The 19,238-nt window shown below is 71.4% G+C and carries 19 protein-coding genes; 14 read left to right on the forward strand and 5 right to left on the reverse strand.

Annotated features, from left to right (window positions below):
- Nucleotides 1-118: 118 nt before the first annotated feature.
- On the reverse strand, nucleotides 119-1,153 hold the full coding sequence (locus tag ACH0BZ_RS12400) for an LLM class F420-dependent oxidoreductase (protein ID WP_406898763.1): 1,035 nt from the start codon (nucleotides 1,151-1,153) through the stop codon (nucleotides 119-121).
- A 125-nt stretch (nucleotides 1,154-1,278) separates the two neighbouring features.
- Between ACH0BZ_RS12400 and ACH0BZ_RS12405 the strand changes: the two genes are divergently transcribed.
- The 6 genes from ACH0BZ_RS12405 to ACH0BZ_RS12430 all read left to right on the forward strand — a co-directional run bounded on the left by ACH0BZ_RS12405 (nucleotide 1,279) and on the right by ACH0BZ_RS12430 (nucleotide 7,411).
- Nucleotides 1,279-2,322 (forward strand): Zn-ribbon domain-containing OB-fold protein, encoded by a 1,044-nt coding sequence (locus tag ACH0BZ_RS12405; protein WP_406898764.1) that lies wholly within the window; start codon nucleotides 1,279-1,281, stop codon nucleotides 2,320-2,322.
- A 12-nt stretch (nucleotides 2,323-2,334) separates the two neighbouring features.
- Nucleotides 2,335-3,396 (forward strand): thiolase domain-containing protein, encoded by a 1,062-nt coding sequence (locus ACH0BZ_RS12410; RefSeq protein ID WP_406898765.1) that lies wholly within the window; start codon nucleotides 2,335-2,337, stop codon nucleotides 3,394-3,396.
- Nucleotides 3,393-4,598: a thiolase domain-containing protein gene (locus tag ACH0BZ_RS12415; RefSeq protein ID WP_406898766.1), complete on the forward strand. Its 1,206-nt coding sequence runs from the start codon at nucleotides 3,393-3,395 to the stop codon at nucleotides 4,596-4,598. The genes ACH0BZ_RS12410 and ACH0BZ_RS12415 overlap by 4 nt, the downstream gene beginning before the upstream one ends.
- Entirely contained in the window at nucleotides 4,595-5,140 is a 546-nt protein-coding gene (locus ACH0BZ_RS12420) for a nuclear transport factor 2 family protein (RefSeq protein ID WP_406898767.1), read from the forward strand. The genes ACH0BZ_RS12415 and ACH0BZ_RS12420 overlap by 4 nt, the downstream gene beginning before the upstream one ends.
- A gap of 4 nt (nucleotides 5,141-5,144) precedes the next feature.
- A complete protein-coding gene (locus tag ACH0BZ_RS12425) occupies nucleotides 5,145-6,050 on the forward strand; it encodes a TIGR03619 family F420-dependent LLM class oxidoreductase (RefSeq protein WP_406898769.1) in 906 nt (301 codons plus the stop codon).
- 317 nt (nucleotides 6,051-6,367) lie between these two features.
- Nucleotides 6,368-7,411 (forward strand): hypothetical protein, encoded by a 1,044-nt coding sequence (locus ACH0BZ_RS12430; protein WP_406898771.1) that lies wholly within the window; start codon nucleotides 6,368-6,370, stop codon nucleotides 7,409-7,411.
- Nucleotides 7,412-7,504: 93 nt separating this feature from the next.
- On the opposite strand, the gene ACH0BZ_RS12435 is transcribed toward ACH0BZ_RS12430, so the two are convergent.
- The gene (locus ACH0BZ_RS12435; protein WP_406898772.1) at nucleotides 7,505-8,551 is read right to left on the reverse strand and encodes an alpha/beta fold hydrolase; all 1,047 of its coding nucleotides are present in this window, start codon (nucleotides 8,549-8,551) and stop codon (nucleotides 7,505-7,507) included.
- 278 nt (nucleotides 8,552-8,829) lie between these two features.
- Nucleotides 8,830-10,077: a cytochrome P450 gene (locus ACH0BZ_RS12440; RefSeq protein ID WP_406898774.1), complete on the reverse strand. Its 1,248-nt coding sequence runs from the start codon at nucleotides 10,075-10,077 to the stop codon at nucleotides 8,830-8,832.
- Between the two features lie 169 nt (nucleotides 10,078-10,246).
- Between ACH0BZ_RS12440 and ACH0BZ_RS12445 the strand changes: the two genes are divergently transcribed.
- The 4 genes from ACH0BZ_RS12445 (at nucleotide 10,247) to ACH0BZ_RS12460 (ending at nucleotide 13,809) form a co-directional block, all read left to right on the forward strand.
- Nucleotides 10,247-11,413: a steroid 3-ketoacyl-CoA thiolase gene (locus ACH0BZ_RS12445; RefSeq protein WP_406898775.1), complete on the forward strand. Its 1,167-nt coding sequence runs from the start codon at nucleotides 10,247-10,249 to the stop codon at nucleotides 11,411-11,413.
- A gap of 1 nt (nucleotide 11,414) precedes the next feature.
- Entirely contained in the window at nucleotides 11,415-12,017 is a 603-nt protein-coding gene (locus ACH0BZ_RS12450; RefSeq protein WP_406898776.1) for an N-acetyltransferase, read from the forward strand.
- Nucleotides 12,014-12,514 (forward strand): nitroreductase family deazaflavin-dependent oxidoreductase, encoded by a 501-nt coding sequence (locus ACH0BZ_RS12455; RefSeq protein WP_406898777.1) that lies wholly within the window; start codon nucleotides 12,014-12,016, stop codon nucleotides 12,512-12,514. Before ACH0BZ_RS12450 ends, ACH0BZ_RS12455 begins: the two co-directional genes overlap by 4 nt.
- Before the next feature lie 254 nt (nucleotides 12,515-12,768).
- Nucleotides 12,769-13,809 carry a hypothetical protein gene (locus tag ACH0BZ_RS12460; protein ID WP_406898778.1) on the forward strand — a complete coding sequence of 347 codons (1,041 nt, stop codon included), beginning with the start codon at nucleotides 12,769-12,771 and terminating at the stop codon, nucleotides 13,807-13,809.
- 70 nt (nucleotides 13,810-13,879) lie between these two features.
- Here the strand turns inward: ACH0BZ_RS12460 and ACH0BZ_RS12465 are convergent, their stop codons facing one another.
- Both ACH0BZ_RS12465 and ACH0BZ_RS12470 read right to left on the reverse strand, forming a co-directional pair.
- On the reverse strand, nucleotides 13,880-14,797 hold the full coding sequence (locus ACH0BZ_RS12465) for an SDR family oxidoreductase (protein ID WP_406898779.1): 918 nt from the start codon (nucleotides 14,795-14,797) through the stop codon (nucleotides 13,880-13,882).
- 9 nt (nucleotides 14,798-14,806) lie between these two features.
- On the reverse strand, nucleotides 14,807-15,583 hold the full coding sequence (locus ACH0BZ_RS12470) for an SDR family oxidoreductase (RefSeq protein ID WP_406898780.1): 777 nt from the start codon (nucleotides 15,581-15,583) through the stop codon (nucleotides 14,807-14,809).
- Between the two features lie 73 nt (nucleotides 15,584-15,656).
- On the opposite strand from ACH0BZ_RS12470, the gene ACH0BZ_RS12475 reads away from it, so the two are divergent.
- The 4 genes from ACH0BZ_RS12475 to ACH0BZ_RS12490 are packed head-to-tail and all read left to right on the forward strand — an operon-like array spanning nucleotide 15,657 to nucleotide 19,238.
- Nucleotides 15,657-16,430, forward strand: coding sequence for an enoyl-CoA hydratase family protein (locus tag ACH0BZ_RS12475; protein WP_406898782.1), 774 nt, complete (start codon nucleotides 15,657-15,659; stop codon nucleotides 16,428-16,430).
- 29 nt (nucleotides 16,431-16,459) lie between these two features.
- Nucleotides 16,460-17,356, forward strand: a complete 897-nt coding sequence (locus ACH0BZ_RS12480) for a CoA transferase subunit A (protein ID WP_406898805.1) — start codon at nucleotides 16,460-16,462, stop codon at nucleotides 17,354-17,356.
- Nucleotides 17,356-18,135 (forward strand): CoA-transferase subunit beta, encoded by a 780-nt coding sequence (locus ACH0BZ_RS12485; RefSeq protein WP_406898783.1) that lies wholly within the window; start codon nucleotides 17,356-17,358, stop codon nucleotides 18,133-18,135. Before ACH0BZ_RS12480 ends, ACH0BZ_RS12485 begins: the two co-directional genes overlap by 1 nt.
- A complete protein-coding gene (locus ACH0BZ_RS12490; RefSeq protein ID WP_406898784.1) occupies nucleotides 18,132-19,238 on the forward strand; it encodes an NAD(P)H-dependent flavin oxidoreductase in 1,107 nt (368 codons plus the stop codon). Before ACH0BZ_RS12485 ends, ACH0BZ_RS12490 begins: the two co-directional genes overlap by 4 nt.

Raw genomic sequence — 19,238 nt, forward strand, 5'->3', positions numbered from 1 at the left:
TAGTGTAATACGAATGTCCTCGGCGGTCACCCCCCCGCGCACGAGCCGTGCCCTAGACGCCCCTTCCAGGACACCCCAGGTCAGCGCGCCGCCGCGCCGGCGGCCCCGCCGAAGCCCCTCAGTCGAGGAGCGTGGCGAGCTTCTCGATCTCCTCGACCGACCGGCAGGTCACGACGAGCATCGTGATGCCGGCGGCCTCCCACTCGGCGATCTGTTCGCGCACCGACGCCTCGTCACCGATGATCGCCGTGGCCTCGACCATCTCGTCCGGCACCGCGGCGGCGGCCTCGTCCTTGCGACCGGCGCGGAACAGGCGGGTGATCTCCTCGACCTCGTCCGTGAAGCCCATGCGGCGGAACGCCTCGGCGTGGAAGTTCTTGTCCTCCGCGCCCATGCCGCCGGCGTACAGGGCGGTGAACGGCTTGTAGGCGTCGAGCACCGCGCGGCGGTCGTCGGTGATGTGGAGCTGGCAGAGGAACGCCACCTCGAAATCCTCGCGGGTGCGGCGCGCGCCCGGGCGGGCGAAGCCCTCGTCGAGCCAGGCGTTGAACTCCGACGCCGTGCGCGGGGAGGCGAGGAAGCCCAGCCAGCCGTCGGCGATCTCCGCGGCCAGCGCCACGTTCTTGGGGCCCTCGGCACCCAGCCAGATGGGTACGTCCTCGCGCAGCGGGTGGACGATCGACTTGAGGGGCTTGCCCAGACCGGAGGCGTCGTCTCCGGCGTACGGCAGCGTGTAGGCCGGGCCGTTCGAGGTCACGGGTTCCTCGCACCGCAGGACCTTGCGGATGATGTCGATGTACTCCCGCGTCCGCGCGAGCGGCCTGGCGAACGGCTGGCCGTACCAGCCCTCCACCACCTGCGGCCCCGAGACGCCCAGGCCCAGGCAGAAGCGGCCGCCGGACAGGTGGTCGAGCGTCAGGGTGCTCATCGCGGTGGCCGTGGGCGTGCGCGCCGAGAGCTGCACGACGGCCGTCGACAGGCGGATGTTCTCCGTCATGGAGCCGTACCAGGCCAGCGGCGTGAACGCGTCCGACCCCCACGCCTCGGCCGTAAAGACGGTGTCGAACCCCGCCCGGTCGGCGGCCACGACGAGCTCCGCGTGGTTGGCGGGCGGCTGCGCGCCCCAGTACCCCAGCTGCAAGGCGAGTTTCATACGCCCATCATGCACCCTCACCCGGCCGATGGGCCCGACGTCGTGGCACCGGCCCTCCGGCGCGGGCACAACCCGTTTGCCGGAACTCCTCCGCTCGACGAGTGGAACGTGTTCTACTTGCGGGCGTGACGTCCAGAGAGATCGTGGTCGACATCGCTCCCCCCGAGGAACCGGTGCTCTCGGCCCCACTGACGCCCTCGTTCGACTACACGCGCTCGACGGGCCCCGTCCTCGGCGCGTTCTTCACCGGCCTGCGCGACGGTCGCGTCGTGGGGTGCCGCGACTCCCGCGGCACCGTGCACGTGCCCCCCGTCGAGTACGATCCCCACACGCACGAGGCGCTGGACGAGATCGTCGAGATCGGTCGCGGGGATGGGATCGAGGGCCTCGTCGTCACATGGACCTGGGTCCACTCCCCCGCCGACGTGCACCCGCTCGCCGAGCCCTTCGCGTGGGCGCTCGTGCGGCTCGACGGCGCCGACACCGCCACCCTCCTCCCCCTGGCCGCCGACAGCCCCGACGCCGTGTCCACCGGGATGCGGGTGCGGGTCCGGTGGGCCGCCGAGCGCCTCGGGTCGATCCGCGACATCGCCTGCGTGGTCCCCGTCGACGACGCGGGCAGTGCCACGGGGAGCGGCGCGGAGGGTGACGACGACGAGCTCGCCGTCGCACCCGCCGGCGACTCCGAGCCGGTCACGACCCTCGTCACGCCCATCGGGCTGTCCGTGACCCACACGGCGGCGCCCGCGGAGAGCGCGTTTCTCCGGGCGATCGTCGAGGGCCGCCTACTCGGGCGCCGACGCTCGAACGGCCCCGAGGTGTACGTGCCGCCGCGCGACTACTGCCCCTCCGACGGCGTCGCGATGGGCGAGTACGTGGAGGTGGCCGACCACGGCACGGTGACGACGTTCGGGATCGTCAACGTGCCGTTCGCCGGGCAGTCCATCACGCCCCCCTACGTGACCGCGTACATCCTGCTCGACGGCGCCGACGTGCCCATCCAGCACCTCGTGCTGGGCTGCGAAGCCTCCGAGGTCCGCATGGGCATGCGCGTGCGCGCCGCCTGGCGCCCCGAGGGCGAGCGGCCCGCGTCGATGCAGGCGATCACGCACTTCGAGCCCAGCGGCGAGCCCGACGCCGACCCCGACACCTACGCGAAGCACCTGTAGAGGACGCCCACCGTGACACCATCAGCACCCCGGGACGTCGCCGTGGTCGGCTTCGCCCACGCCCGCCACACCGAGTCCACCTTCGGCACCACCAACGGCGTCGAGATGCTCGCCCCGGTCTTCGCCGAGTGCTACCGGCAGACCGGCCTGGACCGCACGCAGATCGACTTCTGGTGCTCCGGCTCGTCGGACTACCTCGCGGGCCGCGCCTTCTCCTTTATCTCCGCCATCGACTCGATCGGCGCCACGCCGTCGATCGTCGAGTCGCACGTGGAGATGGACGCCGCCTGGGCGCTCTTCGAGGCCTGGCTCAAGATCGCCTCCGGCCAGGCCGACACGGCCCTGGTCTACGGCTTCGGCAAGGCCTCGGCCAGCACGGACCTCGACACGGCGCTCGCGCTGCAGCTCGACCCGTACACCGTCGCCCCCCTGTGGCCCGGCCGCCACCACCTGGCCGCCCTGCAGGCACGCGCCGGGATCGACGCCGGCCTGTGGTCCGAGCAGGACATGGCCGCGGTCGCCGCCCGCGCGACCGGCCGCGACCAGCGCGAGCTCCTCGCCGAGCCGTACGTCGCCGACCCGCTGCGGCGCCACGACTGCCCGCCGGTCACCGACGGCGCCGCCGCGATCATCCTCGCCTCCGGCGACCGCGCCCGCGAGCTGTGCGACACCCCCGCCTACATCGCCGGGATGGAGCACATCATCGACTCGGCCGAGTTCGGCGCCCGCGACCTCACCGACTCGCCCTCGACGCGCGCCGCCGCGGCCCGCGTCACCGGCGCGAGCGGGGACCGGCCGGACCTCGGCGGGGTCGCCGTGGTCGAGCTGCACACCCAGTACACGCACCAGGAGCTCCTCCTGCGGCGGGCACTGGGGATCACGGGCGACGTCGCCGTCACCCCCTCCGGCGGCTCCCTGCTGGCCGACCCGCTGTTCTCCGCCGGGCTCGAGCGGATCGGCTACGCCGCCAACACCGTCATGGAGGGCCGCGCCGACCGCACCCTGGCCCACGCCACCAGCGGACACCTGCTGCAGCAGAACCTCGTCTGCCTCCTGGAAGGACGCACCGCATGAGCGCCCACGCCACCGGCCGGGCCGGCACCGGCCTGCCCGCCGCCGTGCTCGGCACCGGCCAGACCCACCACGTCTCCCGCCGCACCGACGTCTCCATGGCCGGTCTCTGCCGCGAGGCGATCGACGCCGCCATGGCCGACGCCGGCGTGACCTGGGACGAGATCGACGCCGTGGTGGTGGGCAAGGCCCCCGACCTGTTCGAGGGCGTCATGATGCCGGAGCTCATGATGGCGGACGCGCTCGGCGCCGTGGGCAAGCCCCTGCTGCGCGTCCACACCGCCGGCTCCGTGGGCGGCTCTACGGCCGTCGTGGCCGCGTCGCACGTCCAGTCCGGCCGCTACCGGCGCGTGCTGGCCGTGGCGTGGGAGAAGCAGTCCGAGTCCAACGCCATGTGGGCGCTCTCGCTGCCCGTGCCGTTCACCGCCCCCGTCGGCGCCGGCGCCGGCGGCTACTTCGCACCCCACGTCCGCGCCTGGATCCGGACCACCGGCGCCCCCGAGCACGTGGGCGCCATGGTCGCGGTCAAGGACCGGCTCAACGGCGCGATCAACCCGTACGCGCACCTCAAGCAGCCCGACATCACGGTGGACAAGGTGCTGCAGGGCCAGATGCTGTGGGACCCCATCCGCTTCGACGAGACCTGCCCGTCCTCGGACGGGGCGTGCGCGATCGTCATCGGCGACGCCGAGGCCGCGGAGGCCGTGGAGTCCGAGGGCCGCTCCGTGGCCTGGATCCACGCCACCGCGCTGCGCACCGAGCCCGGCACCTTCTCCGGCCGCAACCACCGCAGCCCCCGCGCCGGCCGCGACGCCGCCGCCGACCTCTGGGCCCAGGCCGGGATCACCGACCCGCGCGAGGAGATCGACGCCGCCGAGATCTACGTGCCCTTCTCCTGGTTCGAGCCCATATGGCTGGAGAACCTCGGCTTCTGCGAGGAGGGCGAGGGCTGGAAGATGGTCGAATCCGGCGCCACCGCCCGCGAGGGCGAGCTGCCCGTCAACCCCTCCGGCGGCGTCCTGTGCTCCAACCCCATCGGCGCCTCCGGCATGCTCCGCTTCGCCGAGGCCGCCCGGCAGGTCATGGGCCGCGCCGACCAACACCAGATCCCCGACGCCCGCAAGGCCCTCGGCCACGCCTACGGCGGCGGCTCGCAGTACTTCTCCATGTGGGTCGTGGGGACCGACCGGCCGGAGCAGGCGTGAGCGCGGGCCGCGCCGGTGCGGCGCGCAACCCGTACCTCGACGACCACGGCGAGTACCGGCCGCTCGAGATGAGCGACGCCGCCGCCGCGAGTCCCACCTACGCCGCGGCACGCGCCTCGTGGCGGGCCGCCAACGCCAAGGACCGCGACGGCTGGCTCGCCCTGTGGAGCCCCGACGGCCGCATCGAGGACCCCGTGGGGCCCTCGTTCCTCGACCCCACCGGCGCCGGTCACGCCGGACCCGACGGCCTGGCCGAGTTCTGGGCCAAGGCCGTCTCCACCCCGAGTCACATCGAGTTCCGCTTCGACCGCGCCGTCCTGTGCGGCACCGAACTGCTCTGCGTGGGCACGATCCGCACCCACCTCGGCCAGGGCGCGGACGCCCAGGTCATGGACGCCGCCGGCGCCGTGGTCTACCGCGTCGACGACGCCGGGCGGATGCTCACCCTGCGCGCGTTCTGGGAGCCCGACGTCGCGATGACCACCCTCCGGCCGGCGGCGACCTCGTCGTCGTCGGACCCCACCGAGCCCCGGGAGGCCTGACACCGTGTCCCGCGTCGTCGACGTCGAGTTCTCCGTCCCCATCTCCTTCTCTCCCGTCGAGCAGATCATCGACCTCGCGCGCGGCGCCGAGGCCGCCGGCTTCGACCGCGTCGTGCTGCCAGACTCGCTGTTCCACCCGCGGCGGCAGGACGAGGACTACCCGTACACGCCCGACGGCTCGCGCATGTGGGACGAGTCCACCGAATGGGTCGAGCCGCTGGTGGCCGCCGCCGCGATGGGCGCCGCCACCGAGCGCATCCGCTTCTGCCCGCAGGTGCTCAAGGTGGGCCCGCGCAACCCGCTGCTGCTCACCCGGCAGGTGGCCTCCGTCGCGCTACTCACCGGCAACCGCCTGGACCTGGGCGTGGGCATCGGCTGGGACCCCAACGAGTTCGAGTGGTGCGGCGCGCCGTTCGCCGGCCGCGGCAAGCGCGTCGACGAGTCGCTGGCGATCATGCGGCAGGCTCTGACGGGCGAGTGGATGGAGTTCCACGGCGAGCACTTCGACTTTGACGAGCTGATCTTCACCCCCGCGCCGTCCGAGCCGGTGCCGTTCTACGTGGGCGGACACACCGAGATCGCTCTGAAGCGCGCAGCGCGGGTGGGCCAGGGCTGGACCAGCGCCATGATGACCTACGACGACATCGTGGCCACCGTGCGCCGCCTGGGCGAGTTGCTCGAGGCCCGGGGGCGCTCGCTCGCCGACCGCGGCGACGGCAAGCCCTTCGCGATCCAGGTCGTGTGTCTGGACAAATTCGGCGCCCGCGGCTTCACCGAACTCGCCGAGGCCGGGGTCACGGACATCATCGTGATGCCGTGGCTCATCGAGGGCCTGGGCTTCGACAGCTCCGCCGCCGAGAAGGTGGACGCCATCGCCCGCTTCGGCGAGAAGTACGGCCTGCGCGACTGACTCGCCCCGGCGCCTCCGCGGGCCCGGGCGCCGCACCTCCGCGGCCGCCCCTGCCCCGGCCCCGGCCCCGGCACCTCCGCGGCCGCCCCTGCCCCGGCCCCGCACCTCCGCGTTTGGTCGACGCTGCGCAGAGTTCGGTGAACGCTAGGCGTGGGGCGCAGGCAAAAACTCGCACATTCTGTACACCGAACTCCCGCGCGCCTGCGGATCGGGGCCGCCTGTGGAGGCCTGTGGAGGCCCTGTGGAGACTGATCCTCGTTGTCCACAGATCGCCCGCGGGGCGTGCGCGGCGAACGCCGGGCACACACGATCGAGGCATGGCCCGACGAACCCCCGAACGACCTTCGCGCCGCAGCACCGGCAGCAGACGTAGCACCGGCACCACCCGCAACCGCGCCAACGGCCGCCGGGCCCCGGCCCCCGCGCGCACCCTGACCACCGCCACCTTCGGAACCGTGGACCTCGACGCCTTCGAATCCGCGATCACCGGCGGCAAACCCTTCCTGGCGAAGGCCGCCCTGGAGTGCGGTGTCCTCACCAGACATGCCCTGTCCACCAGGTTCCGCCTGGTCCACCCGGGTGTGTACATCGCGGCGGACGCACAGCCGGACACACGGGACCTCATCCGCGCGGTCCATCTCTGGGCACCGCCCGACGCGGTGATCGCCGGCTGGGGCGCGGCCAAACTGCACCGCGAGAAGTGGTACGCGGATCGCCGGTGCGCCGTCGCCGTCGACCTCTACTCCCCCCGCAGATTGCGTTCCACTCCCGGGGTGCGCGTGCACGTGACCGCGCGAATGCCGAAGGCCCCTGACCTGAGCGTCGTCGACGGCATGATCGCGACGAGCCCCGCCCGCACCGCCGTCGACGTGGGCCGGTGGACCAGAGGCGTGGACGAACGCATCTGTGCGATCGACGCCGTGTGCAACGGGTCGCGGACCGGCCTCGACGCCGTCGCCGGAGCCGCGGGTCGCATGGTCGGCCAGCACGGCGTCAAGACCGTGATCGGCCTGCTCGCGAGCTGCGACATCGGCGCCGATTCGCCGCAGGAGACGATGGTCCGGCTGTGGCTCGAGCGCTCCGATCTCCCCGCGCCCGCGACCCAGGTGGTCATCTTTAACCGCTACGGACAGAAGATCGCCACCGCGGACCTGGCCTACGAGAAGGTCAAGGTCGCGGTGTTCTACGACGGCGAGGTCCACCGAAGCGCAGAGCAGAGCCTCTTCGACGACCACGTCGACGCCGAGCTCCGCGACATGGGCTGGGAGGTCATCCGGGTGGTGGCGGGGATGCTGCCCAAGGTCGTGGTGAACCGCATCGAGCGGGCGTACGACAGGAACCTGCTCCGGTACCACCTCTGACGGGCTCGGTCCCGGCGCAGCCACCTGCCGCGCTGGCACTTCCGTCGCGCGATTCGGTGAACAGAATTCGCGGCGGATCGCCGGTGCGACGCGTCAGATGTTCAGCGAACTCTGCGAGATGTCGACCAGACACGCGAGGATCGCCTCGTGCGTGTCCTCCGTCGCCTCGAGGTGCATGAGGTGGCCGGCGGGCGCGGAGATCGCGCGGACCATCCGCACGTCGTCGTGGTAGCGGTCCAGCTTGGACAGCGGATCGCGGCCGTGGAAGCCCTCGAGGTCGGGGTCGTGCTCGGAGTAGAGGAAGTAGTACGGCACCGGGTTGGTCCGGCGCTCGAACTCCTTGCGCGCGTGCCAGCTCACGTCCATCGCCCGGTACCACTGCAGCGGCCCGGCGAACCCAGTGCGGACGTACTCGGCCTCGTAGGTGTCCATCTCCTCGACGCTCAGCCACGGCCACGGCAGCGGCGGCGCCTCGGGCAGGGCCTCCAGGTAGGTCGAGCCCGGCGGGTGCGACCACACGTCGAGGTAGTGGTAGTCGGCGGACAGCGCCCAGAAGACGCGGGTGAGGAACTCGCGCTCGCGGCCGGCGAGATCGGCCTCGGCCACGCCCGGCTGCGCGAAGTAGTGCAGGTGCAGGAAGTGCTTCTCCGCCATCGTCGCCGAGCCCTCGAGCGGCGGGACCGAGCCGGCGGTGCCCATGAAGGGATTCTCCATGCCGATCACCGCGCGGACCCGGCCGGGCTCGAGGTGGCACACGTCGTAGGCGACGCCGGCGCCGAAGTCGAAGCCCACGAGCACCACGGGGTCGTCGGGGGGCCTCCCGGCGAGGGGTCCGGCCTCGTCACAGACGGCGAGCACGTCGTCGACCACCTCCCGCGGCGCGTACGCGGCCACGTCGCCGGGCGCGTCGGAGCCGCCGAATCCGCGCAGGTCCGGCGCGATCACCCGCCAGCCCGCCGCCGTGAGGACGGGGATCATGCGGTGCCACGTAAACCAGAAGTGCGGGAACCCGTGGATCAGGACGACGGTGCCGCGGGGCTCGGTGTTGGTGGCGGTGGGCTCGGTGGTGGCGCCGGTGGGGTCTGCGACGACGAAGTGGAGGCGGACGCCGTCGCGATCGACGAAGCGATGATCGACCATGGCCTCCACCCTGCCCTCCCCCGCGTTTGGTCGACGGATTTCGGGGAAATCGGGCCTGGGCACCGGCATGGCGTTCACCAGACTCTGCAGAGCGTCGACAAAACGTATTGCGTCGACCAAACGCCTTACTTCGACCACACAGCGCCTAACCGGCGGGGGCGGGAGAAGGGCCGGACCGAAATGGCGGGGCGGCCCCGGCCTCCGCGAGGGAGGGCCGGGGCCGCATCGGCGAGGGCCGGGGCCGCGTCAGCGTGAGCCGCGCCGGCGCCGGGGTCGGCTCAGTGCTTGACCGGGCACTTGAAGTCGACGGGCCACTCGGTGATGCCGTTGAGCCAGCCGGAGCGGATGCGCTTGTAGTCGCCGAGCGACTCGAGGTCCGGCATGTGGTCGGCGATCGCGTTGAAGATCAGCTCGATCTGCAGCTTGGCCAGGTTGGCGCCGATGCAGTAGTGCGGGCCGTTGCCGCCGAACGTCAGGTGCGGGTTGGGGTCGCGCGTGATGTCAAAGGTGAAGGGGTCGTCGAAGACGTCCTCGTCGAAGTTCGCCGAGCCGTACATCAGGGCCAGGCGGTCGCCCTTCTTGATCTGCTTGCCGCCCATCTCGACGTCCTGGGTGGCGGTGCGCTGGAAGGAGGCGATCGGCGAGGCCCAGCGGAGGATCTCGTCGTAGGTGGTCTCGGGCCGCTCCTTCTTGAACAGCTCCCACTGGTCGGGGTTGTCGAGCATCGCGATCATGCCGTGGGTGGTGGCGTTGCGGGTGGTCTCGTTGCCGGCCACGGCCAGCAGGATCACGAACCAGCCGAAGTCGTCGGCGGAGAGCTTCTCGCCGTCGACATCGGCCTGGATGAGCTTGGTGACCAGGTCGTCCTGGGGGTTCTTCTCGCGCTCGGCGGCCATCTTGCCCGCGTAGTCCAGGAGCATCGCGGCGGAGGTGTTGGCGTCCTCGGCCAGCTCCGGGATGTCGTAGGAGGTCATGAGGTTGGACCACTCGAAGATCTGGTGGCGGTCCTCCTGCGGCACGCCGATGAGCTCGGCGATCGCCTGCAGCGGCAGCTCGGAGGCCACCTCGAGGATGAAGTCGCCCGAGCCCTTGGCGGCGGCCTTCTCCACGATGTCCTTGGCGCGGGCGGCCAGCGACTCGCGGAGCTTCTCGACGTTGCGGGGGGTGAAGCCCTTGGAGATGATCCGGCGGTGCTTCTTGTGGTCCTCTCCGTCCTGGTTGAGCAGGAGGAAGCGCATCATATCGATGATGGCGCGGTCGGTGCCGGGGGCGAAGCGCGGGATGGCGGTGTTCTCCCAGGTGGAGAACTCCTCGTTGGTGCGGCGGGAGATCTCCTTGATGTCCTCGTGCTTGGACACCACCCAGTAGCCGGCGTCGTCGAAGCCGTCGCAGCCCGGGTCGCTCTTCTGGACCCAGTGGATCGGCTCGGTCTTGCGGAGCTGCGCCCACTCGGGGTGCGGGAGGCGCTTCTCGTAGAGTTCCGGGTCGGTGAAGTCGAAACCCTCGGGGATGGTGACTGGCTGCACTGCATACTCCTTGACCGCGTCGGATGCGTCTGGTGCTCACTGACCGCAGGCGAGGCCTCGCAGAGCCGGCGACCGAGCGGTAATCTAGAACACGTTCCACGCAGCATACTAGAACAGGTTCACCGCGGGCCACCATTTTCCGCGGCTCCGCTCACCTGGAAGGACTCCCATGGGCAATCCCGTCATCGTCGAGGCCGTACGCACCCCGATCGGCAAGGCGCGAGGCGTACTGTCCGGCCTCCACCCCGCGCACCTGCTGGGCGCCTCCCAGAAGGAGGTCATCCGCCGGGCGGGTATCGACGCGAGCCTGGTCGAGCAGGTCGTGGGCGGCTGCGTGAGCCAGGCCGGCGCGCAGGCCAACAACGTCACGCGCGGCGCGTGGCTCGCCTCGGGGCTGCCCTGGCAGACCGCCTGCACAACCATCGACTGCCAGTGCTCGTCGGCCCAGCAGGCCAACCACTTCATCGCCAACCTCATCCACGCGGGCGCGATGGACGTGGGCATCGCCTGCGGCGTCGAGTCCATGAGCTGGATCGCGCTGCGCGCCGCGGTGGGCGACGGCTCCAACGGCATGCCGCGCCCGGACGACTGGACCATCGACCTGCCGGACCAGTTCACGGCGGCCGACCGGATCGCGCAGCGCCGCGGCATCACCCGTGAGCAGCTCGAGGAGCTCGGCGTGCGGAGCCAGGCCAACGCCAAGCGCGCCTGGGACGAGGGCCGCTTCGACCGCGAGACCTTCGCCGTCACCGCCCCGGAGCGCCTCAAGGACGGTACCTACACCGGCGAGACGGTGACCGTCACCAAGGATCAGGGCCTGCGCGACACCACGGCCGAGGCGCTCGCCGGCCTCAAGCCCGTCATCGAGGGCGGCCTGCACACCGCCGGCACCTCCAGCCAGATGTCCGACGGCTCGGCCGCCGTGCTGCTCATGGACGAGGACGTGGCCAGGGCCCACGGCCTGACGCCCCGCGCACGGATCGTCCACCAGGCCCTGGTCGGCGGCGAGCCCGAGTACCACCTCGACGGCCCGGTCCAGGCCACGCAGCGCGTCCTCGACCGCTCGGGCATGTCCATCGCCGACTTCGACCTCTTCGAGTGCAACGAGGCCTTCGCCTCCGTCCTGCTGAGCTGGGCGCAGGTCCACGGCCCGGACATGGACAAGGTCAACGTCAACGGCGGCGCCATCGCGATCGGGCACCCCGTGGGCAGCACCGGGTCTAGGCTCATCACCACGGCCCTGCACGAGCTCGAGCGCACGGACGGCGAGCGCGCCCTCATCACGATGTGCGCGGGCGGCGCCCAGGCGTCGGCGAGCATCATCGAGAGGATCTGACATGAGCACCGTCATCGAGACCGCGGCGGCCCGCCGCCGCGAGGTCTTCGCCGCCATCTCCTCCGCCACCGGGACCGAGGACGCCGCCGACGCCGTCGCGCACCTGCTCTCGGTCTCCGCTGACGAGGCCCGCGAGGTCCTGGCCGCACCGCTCGAGTCGTTCCTCGGGCCGGCCGCCGACCAGCCGGCCAGGTCCGGCGCGGGCGGCGAGGCCGGCGCAAGCGGCTTCAGCCTCCATCCCTTCAAGGACTCCGACGAGCACCGCGACCTCTACCACAAGCGCTCGGAGGACGAGACCTCCGCGACCGGCGGCGAGTGGGACGAGGCCAAGACCGAGGAGGAGCGCAGGGCGGGCCTCAAGCGGATGGACGCGGAGACGGCGATGTGGTTCGTCGCCGTGGACACCTCCCGCGACACCCTGGTCGGCCTGGTGTTCGGCGAGCAGCTGGATGACGGCGACGTGGACGTGGCCATCTGGGTGCGACCCGAGGAGCGCAAGAAGGGCTTCGGCCTGCACTCGCTCAAGGAGAGCCGCCGCGAGCTGGCCGCGTTCTTCCCCGGTAAGCACGTCATCGTCCGGGCGCCCATGCCCGGCCGGAAGTGACCGGCAGCGACCCGCGTCCCGAGACGGGAACCGACGACCCACGGTTGGCCAAGCCGTGGGTCGTCGGCGTCATCCGGGTGATGTCGCGGGTCAACACCTGGCTGTACCGGCGCACCGGCGGGCGCGTCGGCGGCACCTGGCGGGTGGGCTCCGCGCTGCGGGCCCCCGTGCCGGTGTGCCTGCTCACCACCACCGGGCGCACGTCCGGCGAGCCGCGGACCGTACCGCTGCTGCACCTGCCCGACGGCGACCGCGTGCTGCTCGTCGCCTCCCAGGGCGGGATGCCGAAGCACCCCCAGTGGTACCGGAACGTGCTGGCCGACCCGGCCGTCACGGTGCAGGTGGGTCGGCGGGTCAGGGCGATGACGGCGAGGGAGGCCACTCCCGCCGAGCGGGCTGAGCTCTGGCCGCGACTCGTCGAGCGGTACAACGACTTCGCCACATACCAGGCCAACACCAGCCGCGTGATCCCGGTGGTGATCTGCGAGCCGGCGTGAGCCGCCGGAAAGCGCACGACCCCGGAAGGCACACGTTTCCTTTTTCATATGTCCCACCTCGCCGTCATCCCGTGGCCAACAGTGCAGGTCGGCGAATCAATAGGGACTTTTATGAAATTTCGTCAATCCGTTGACAGGAGGGGTCGCTCAGGGGAATCTTATGTGAGCCACCGCACGGGGCATAGGCTGCGTCCATGCGCAGCAGACCACCTGTGACCAAGGGGGCCAGCTCACGTCGAAAGGACATCTCTCCCATGAAGAAGACCACCAGGACGGCGGCCGTCGCCGCGGTCGCCGCGCTCGTGATCTCGGGTGCGACGGGCACGGCGAACGCGCAGAGCTCGGGAAGCGGTGACAGTTCGCTCCCCCCCGGCGTGAGCGCCCAGAGCGTCGCCGACGCGATCGGACTCGGCAACCTCGGCGACCTCGCCCAGAGCATCATCGGCACTCTCACCGGTTCCGCCACCAACACGCCCGGCGTTCTCGCGGGATCCGCCCAGAATCTCGGAGAGGGCTCGACCGGGATCATCCCGCAGTCGTCCGAGCTCCCGCCGCTCAGCACCGAGCCCCTCGGCGGCTCGGCCGCGCTGCCCGCCGGCGTCATCGGCTCGTACGAGATGACCCCGCTCACCGGTTCGTGGGGCATGACGCCGCTCAACCTGCTCGGCGGATCGGCCGCGCTGCCCGCCGGCGTCATCGGCTCGTACGAGATGACCCCGCTGTCCACCGAGCTCAACCTGCTCGGCGGTTCGGCGGAGCTGCCGCCGCTGTCGGCCAACTTCCCGGACGGTTCGACCGAGGGCATCGGCGGTTCGGCCGAGCTCGTCGCCGAGGGCTTGGGCGGCTCGCTGGCCGACGGTGGTGGCCTCGCCCCGATCATCGGTTCCGCAGCCGCTTGCCCCATCTGTGAGGCCGTCGCCGGCTCCATCTCCGGCACCAGCGGCTCGCTCACCGGCGAGTCCGGTTCCACCGGCGCCAGCTCGGACGTCCTCACCGGCTCGTTCGGCGACCTCACCGCCGTCAACGGCTCGCTCACCGCGTTCACGGGCTCGCTCGCGAACGGCTCCCTCCAGGGCACCGCGATCACCAACCTCGGCTCGAGCGAGCTCGTCACCAGCCTGGTCACCAGCGGCGGCGGGGGCAGCCTCGTTCCGCTGCTCGCGCTGGGCGCCTCGGCCGGCGCCGGTGCCCTCGCCGCGGGCGTGGCCAACGGCACCATTCAGCTGCCGCCGCTGCCGTTCCTGCCGGCCAACGTCGTCGCCCCCGGCCCGGACACCCCGAACGGCCAGGGCTGATCCCCGGATCGCCCCACGACACACGGGAGCCCCGCACCGTCGCCGGTGCGGGGCTCCCGTGTGTCCGGTCTCAGCGCGCGCCGTACACCGGCACCGGCGCGGGCGACTCGGAGAGCAGGCGCGGCACCACGGAGCCGAGCTCGGCGGGCTCCCACCTGGCGCCCTTGTCCTCGGAGGCGGCGCGCTGCCAGCCGTCGCACACGGTGACCCTGCCGCCCTCGACCTCGAAGACGCGGCCGGTCACGTCGCCGGCCTCCTCGGAGCCCAGCCACACGACGAGCGGCGAGATGTTGGCCGGGTCCATGGCGTCGAACGAGCCGTCCTCGGGCGCGGCCATCTGGGCGGCCATGCCCTCGCCGGCGGAGGTGGTCATGCGGGTGCGCGCGGCGGGGGCGATGGCGTTGGCGGTGACGCCGTAGCCCTTCATCTCCGCGGCGGTCTGGATGGTGAGCAGGGCGATGCCGGCCTTGGCGGTGGCGTAGTTGCCCTGGCCCACGGAGCCGAAGAGCCCGGCGCCGGACGAGGTGTTGATGACTCGGGCGGCGCGGGGCCGGCCGGCCTTGGACTCGGCGCGCCAGTACTCGGCTGCGTGACGCAGCGGCGCGTAGTGGCCCTTGAGGTGGACGGTGATGACCTTGTCCCACTCCTCCTCGGACATGCCCACGAGCATCCTGTCGCGCAGGAAGCCGGCGTTGTTCACCAGCACGTCGAGCCCACCGAAGGTGTCGATGGCCTGCTGGACGAGCTCGCGCGCGCCCTCCCAGCTCGAGATGTCGTTGCCGTTGACCACGGCCTCGCCGCCGGCGGCCGTGATCTCGGCCACCACCTGCTCGGCGGGGTGCTCGCCGACATCAGAGCCGTCGAGTCCGGCGCCGAGGTCGTTGACGACGACCTTGGCCCCCTCGGCGGCAAAGGCCAGCGCGTGCTCGCGGCCGATGCCGCGGCCGGCTCCGGTGACGATGACGACGCGTCCGTCGCAGATACCCATGTGTGTCTCCTATTTGTTGGCGGTCGATGCGGACAGAAAGGCGGGCTTCTCGCCGCCACCGTGGACGAGCAGCTCGGCACCGGTGATGTAGGCGGCGAGCGGGGAGGCGAGGAACGCGGCAGCCAGGCCGACGTCGCGCGGGTCCGCCATGCGTCCCATGGGGATGGTGGCGTCGACAGCCGCGACCCCCTCCTCGTCGCCGTAGTGCATCTCGGCGAGCTCGGTCTTGACCGGCCCCACCACGACCGAGTTCATGCGCACGGCGGGCGCCCACTCCACGGCGAGGGACTGCGTGAGCGAGTCCACGCCGGCCTTGGCGGCGCCGTAGGAGGCGGTGCCCGGCGAGGGGCGGTGGCCGGAGACGGAAGAAATGTTGACGATGGCGCCGCCGGTCGCGCCCTCGGCGGTCATCACGCGGTGGGCCTCCTGGGCCACGGTGAGCGCGGAGAGCAGGTTGAGCGCGACGATCTTGGAGTGGAAGTTGGCGCTGGCGTCGGCGGCCAGGGCGAACGGGGCACCGCCGGCGTTGTTGACCACCACGTCGAGGCGTCCGTGCGTGGCCACGATCTCGTCGACCATCGCGCGCACCGCGTCGGGGTCGCGGAGGTCGGCGGAGTGGAACTCGAGGTCGGCGACGTCGGAGCCCTCGTCGGCGGGGCGGCGCGCACAGGTGACGACGACGGCGCCGGCCTCCCGGAAGACGCGGCTGATACCGGCGCCCACCCCGCGGACGCCGCCGGTCACGAGCACGACCTTGCCCGCCAGTCCCAGATCCATGGTTGTCATGCGTGCTAGCCTACCAAGCAAGCGTTTGGTTAGTCATTGGGCGACCGAACCCAGCGAACGAAGGGAGCCCGCCGTGGGCATCACCGTGGACAAGGGCGCGGACGGCATCGCCACCGTCACCGTCGACTATCCCCCCGTCAACGCCATCCCCTCCGCGGGCTGGTTCGAGCTCGGCGAGAAGATCCTCGAGGCCGGCAACGACCCGTCGGTGCACGTGGTGATCCTGCGGGCCGAGGGCCGCGGCTTCAACGCCGGCGTGGACATCAAGGAGATGCAGGACTTCGAGGGCTTCGACCACCTGCTGGCCGCCAACCGCGGCTGCTACGTGGCCTTCAACGCCGTCTACGACTGCGCGGTGCCGGTCATCGCCACGGTCAACGGCTTCTGTGTGGGCGGCGGCATCGGCCTGGTGGGCAACGCGGACTGCATCGTCGCGAGTGACGACGCCGTGTTCGGCCTGCCCGAGGTGGACCGCGGCGCGCTGGGCGCCGCCACGCACCTCGCGCGCATGGTCCCGCCGCACATGATGCGCACCCTGTACTTCACCTCCCAGAACATCACCGCGCAGCAGCTGCACACCTGGGGCACGGTCTTCGAGGTGGTCCCCCGCGACCAGCTCGACGACGCGGCCCGCGCGCTCGCGGAGAAGATCGCCGCCAAGGACACCCGCGTGATCCGGGCGGCCAAGGAGGCCATCAACCACATCGACCCGGTGGACGTGAAGAGCTCGTACCGCATGGAGCAGGGCTTCACCTTTGAGCTCAACCTCGCGGGCGTGGCGGACGAACACCGGGACGAGTTCGTCAAGAGCGGCAAGAACCTCGACAAGCGGAAGGATCAGAAGTGACCCAGGCACCCGCCAAGCGCGACAAGCGCATGAGCCTCGACGAGATGGTCGGTGAGCTCTCCAGCGGCATGACCATCGGCATCGGCGGATGGGGCTCGCGACGCAAGCCGATGGCCCTGATCCGCGCGATCCTGCGTCGCGAGGACCTCACCGACCTCACCGTGGTGGCCTTCGGCGGTCCGGACATCGGCCTGCTCTGCTCGGTCGGCAAGGTCAAGCGGGCCTACTACGGCTTCGTGTCCCTGGACTCGGCGCCGTTCTACGACCCGTGGTTCGCGCGCCGCCGCACCGAGGGCGCGATCGAGTCCCGAGAGATGGACGAGGGCATGGTCCGCTGCGGCCTCCAGGCCGCTGCGCAGCGCTTGCCGTTCCTGCCGATCCGCGCGGGGCTGGGCACCGCGGTCCGCGAGTTCTGGGGCGAGGAGCTCAAGACCGTCGATTCGCCGTACCCCGTGGACGGAAAGACGGAGACGCTGCTGGCCATGCCGGCGTTCCAGCTCGACGCCGCGCTCATCCACCTGGACAAGGCGGACAGGCACGGCAACGCCGCCTACACCGGCACCGACCCCTACTTCGACGACCTCTACGCGATGGCCGCGGACAAGGTCTACCTCGAGGTCGACGAGATCGTCGAGGACTCGGGCGCACTGTTCGAGGAGGTCGGCCGCCAGCGGATGCTGCTGCCGCGGATGTACGTCGACGGCGTGGCCGAGGCCCCCAACGGCGCCCACTTCACCTTTGCCGGCGGCTACGGCCGGGACGAGGCCTTCCAGCGGCACTACGCCGAGTCGGCCAAGACCGACGAGGGCTGGGCGGCGTTCGCCGACGAGTTCCTGTCCGGGTCCGAGGAGGACTACCAGAAGGCGGTGCGCGCCTTCGGCGAGAAGGTCGCGGCCGAGAAGGCCGCTTCGAAGGGAGCCAAGTGATGTCCGAGAGCACCACGACCACGATCGAGCGCGCCGACTACTGCGCGGTCGCGTGCGCCGAGATCTTCGCCGGCGCCGGCGAGATCTTCGCCTCCCCCATGACCCCCATGGCCACGATCGGCGCGCGCCTCGCGCGGCTGACCACGGAGCCGGATCTCATGGTCACCGACGCCGAGTCGCTGTTCCTCGCCGACACCCCCGCGGTGGGCCAGGTCAACGAGTTCGAGGGCTGGATCCCGTTCAACCGCGTCTTCGAGGTCCTGGCCTCGGGCAAGCGCCACGTGGTGATGGGCGCCAACCAGATCGACCGGTACGGCAACCAGAACCTCTCGGCGTTCGGCGACGACCTGCAGAAGCCCACGCGGCAGATGTTCGGCGTCCGCGGCGCGCCCGGCAACACCATCAACCACGCCACCTCGTACTGGGTGGCGCGCCACTCGCCGCGGGTGTTCTGCGAGAAGGTCGACGTGGTGTGTGGCGTCGGGTACGACCGGTACGACGACGGCGACCCCGCCTTCCGCTTCCACCACCTCCACCGCGTGGTGACCAACCTGGGCGTCTTCGACTTCGGCGGCGCCGGGCACACCATGCGGGCGCTGACCCTCCATCCGGGCGTCACCGCCGACGAGGTCACCGAGGCGACCGGCTTCGAGGTCGAGGGCCTTGCCGAGGCCGGCGAGACCCGGGCGCCGTCGGCGGAGGAGCTGCGGATCCTGAACGAGGTCGTGGATCCGCGCGGCATGCGCTTCCGCGAGGTCCCCAAGGCGGAGCAGCAGTGACCGCCGCGACCCCCGGCGCCGGCCGCGCCGCCTCGATCGCCACGGACTTCACCAAGCTCGTCGGCGTCGAGTACCCGGTCGTGCAGACCGGCATGGGCTGGGTCTCCGGGCCCGAGCTCACCGCCGCCACGGCCAACGCGGGCGGCCTGGGGATCATCGCCTCGGCCACCATGACGTTCGCCGAGCTCGAGGCCGCCATCGTGCGGACCAAGGAGCTCACCTCCAAGCCGTTCGGCGTCAACCTGCGGGCGGACGCCGAGGACGCCGCGGAGCGGTGCGAGCTCATGATCCGCCACGGGGTCAAGGTGGCCTCGTTCGCGCTGGCGCCCAAGCCGGAACTGATCGCGCGGCTCAAGGAGAACGGCCTCGTCGTCGTCCCCTCCATCGGCGCCGCCAAGCACGCCGTCAAGGTCGCCTCCTGGGGCGCCGACGCGGTGATCGTGCAGGGCGGCGAGGGCGGCGGACACACCGGCCAGGTGGCCACCACGCTCCTGCTGCCGAGCGTGATCGACGCCCTGGGCGGCGCGGGCAACACCTCGATCCCTGTGGTGGCCGGCGGCGGGTTCTTCGACGGCCGCGGCCTCGTGGCCGCGCTCGCCTACGGCGCCTCGGGCGTCGCGATGGGCACCCGCTTCCTGCTCACCAGCGACTCGCAGGTGCCGGACGCGGTCAAGCAGCAGTACCTGGAGAAGGGCCTGCAGGACACCGTGGTCTCGACGCGGGTCGACGGCATGCCGCACCGCGTGCTGCGCACCGGCCTGGTCAACGCGCTCGAGTCGGGCAACCCCGCCAAGGGGCTCGTGGCCGCGGTGCAGAACGCCAACAAGTTCAAGTCCATGACGGGCATGACGTGGCAGCGGCTCGCCAAGGACGGCCTCAACATGAAGAAGGCCTCGGACCGGACGTGGCAGCAGATCATCATGGCCGCCAACACCCCGATGCTGCTCAAGGCCGGCCTGGTCGAGGGCAACACCGAAGCAGGCGTGCTCGCGTCCGGCCAGGTCGTGGGCATGATCGACGACCTGCCGAGCTGCGACGAGCTGATCCAGCGGATCATGACCCAGGCGCACGAGCGCCTCGACGGGTTGCAGAACCTGGGCTGA

Origin of the sequence: Dietzia sp. 179-F 9C3 NHS, assembly GCF_045369825.1 — a bacterium.
In the GTDB taxonomy this organism is placed as follows: domain Bacteria; phylum Actinomycetota; class Actinomycetes; order Mycobacteriales; family Mycobacteriaceae; genus Dietzia.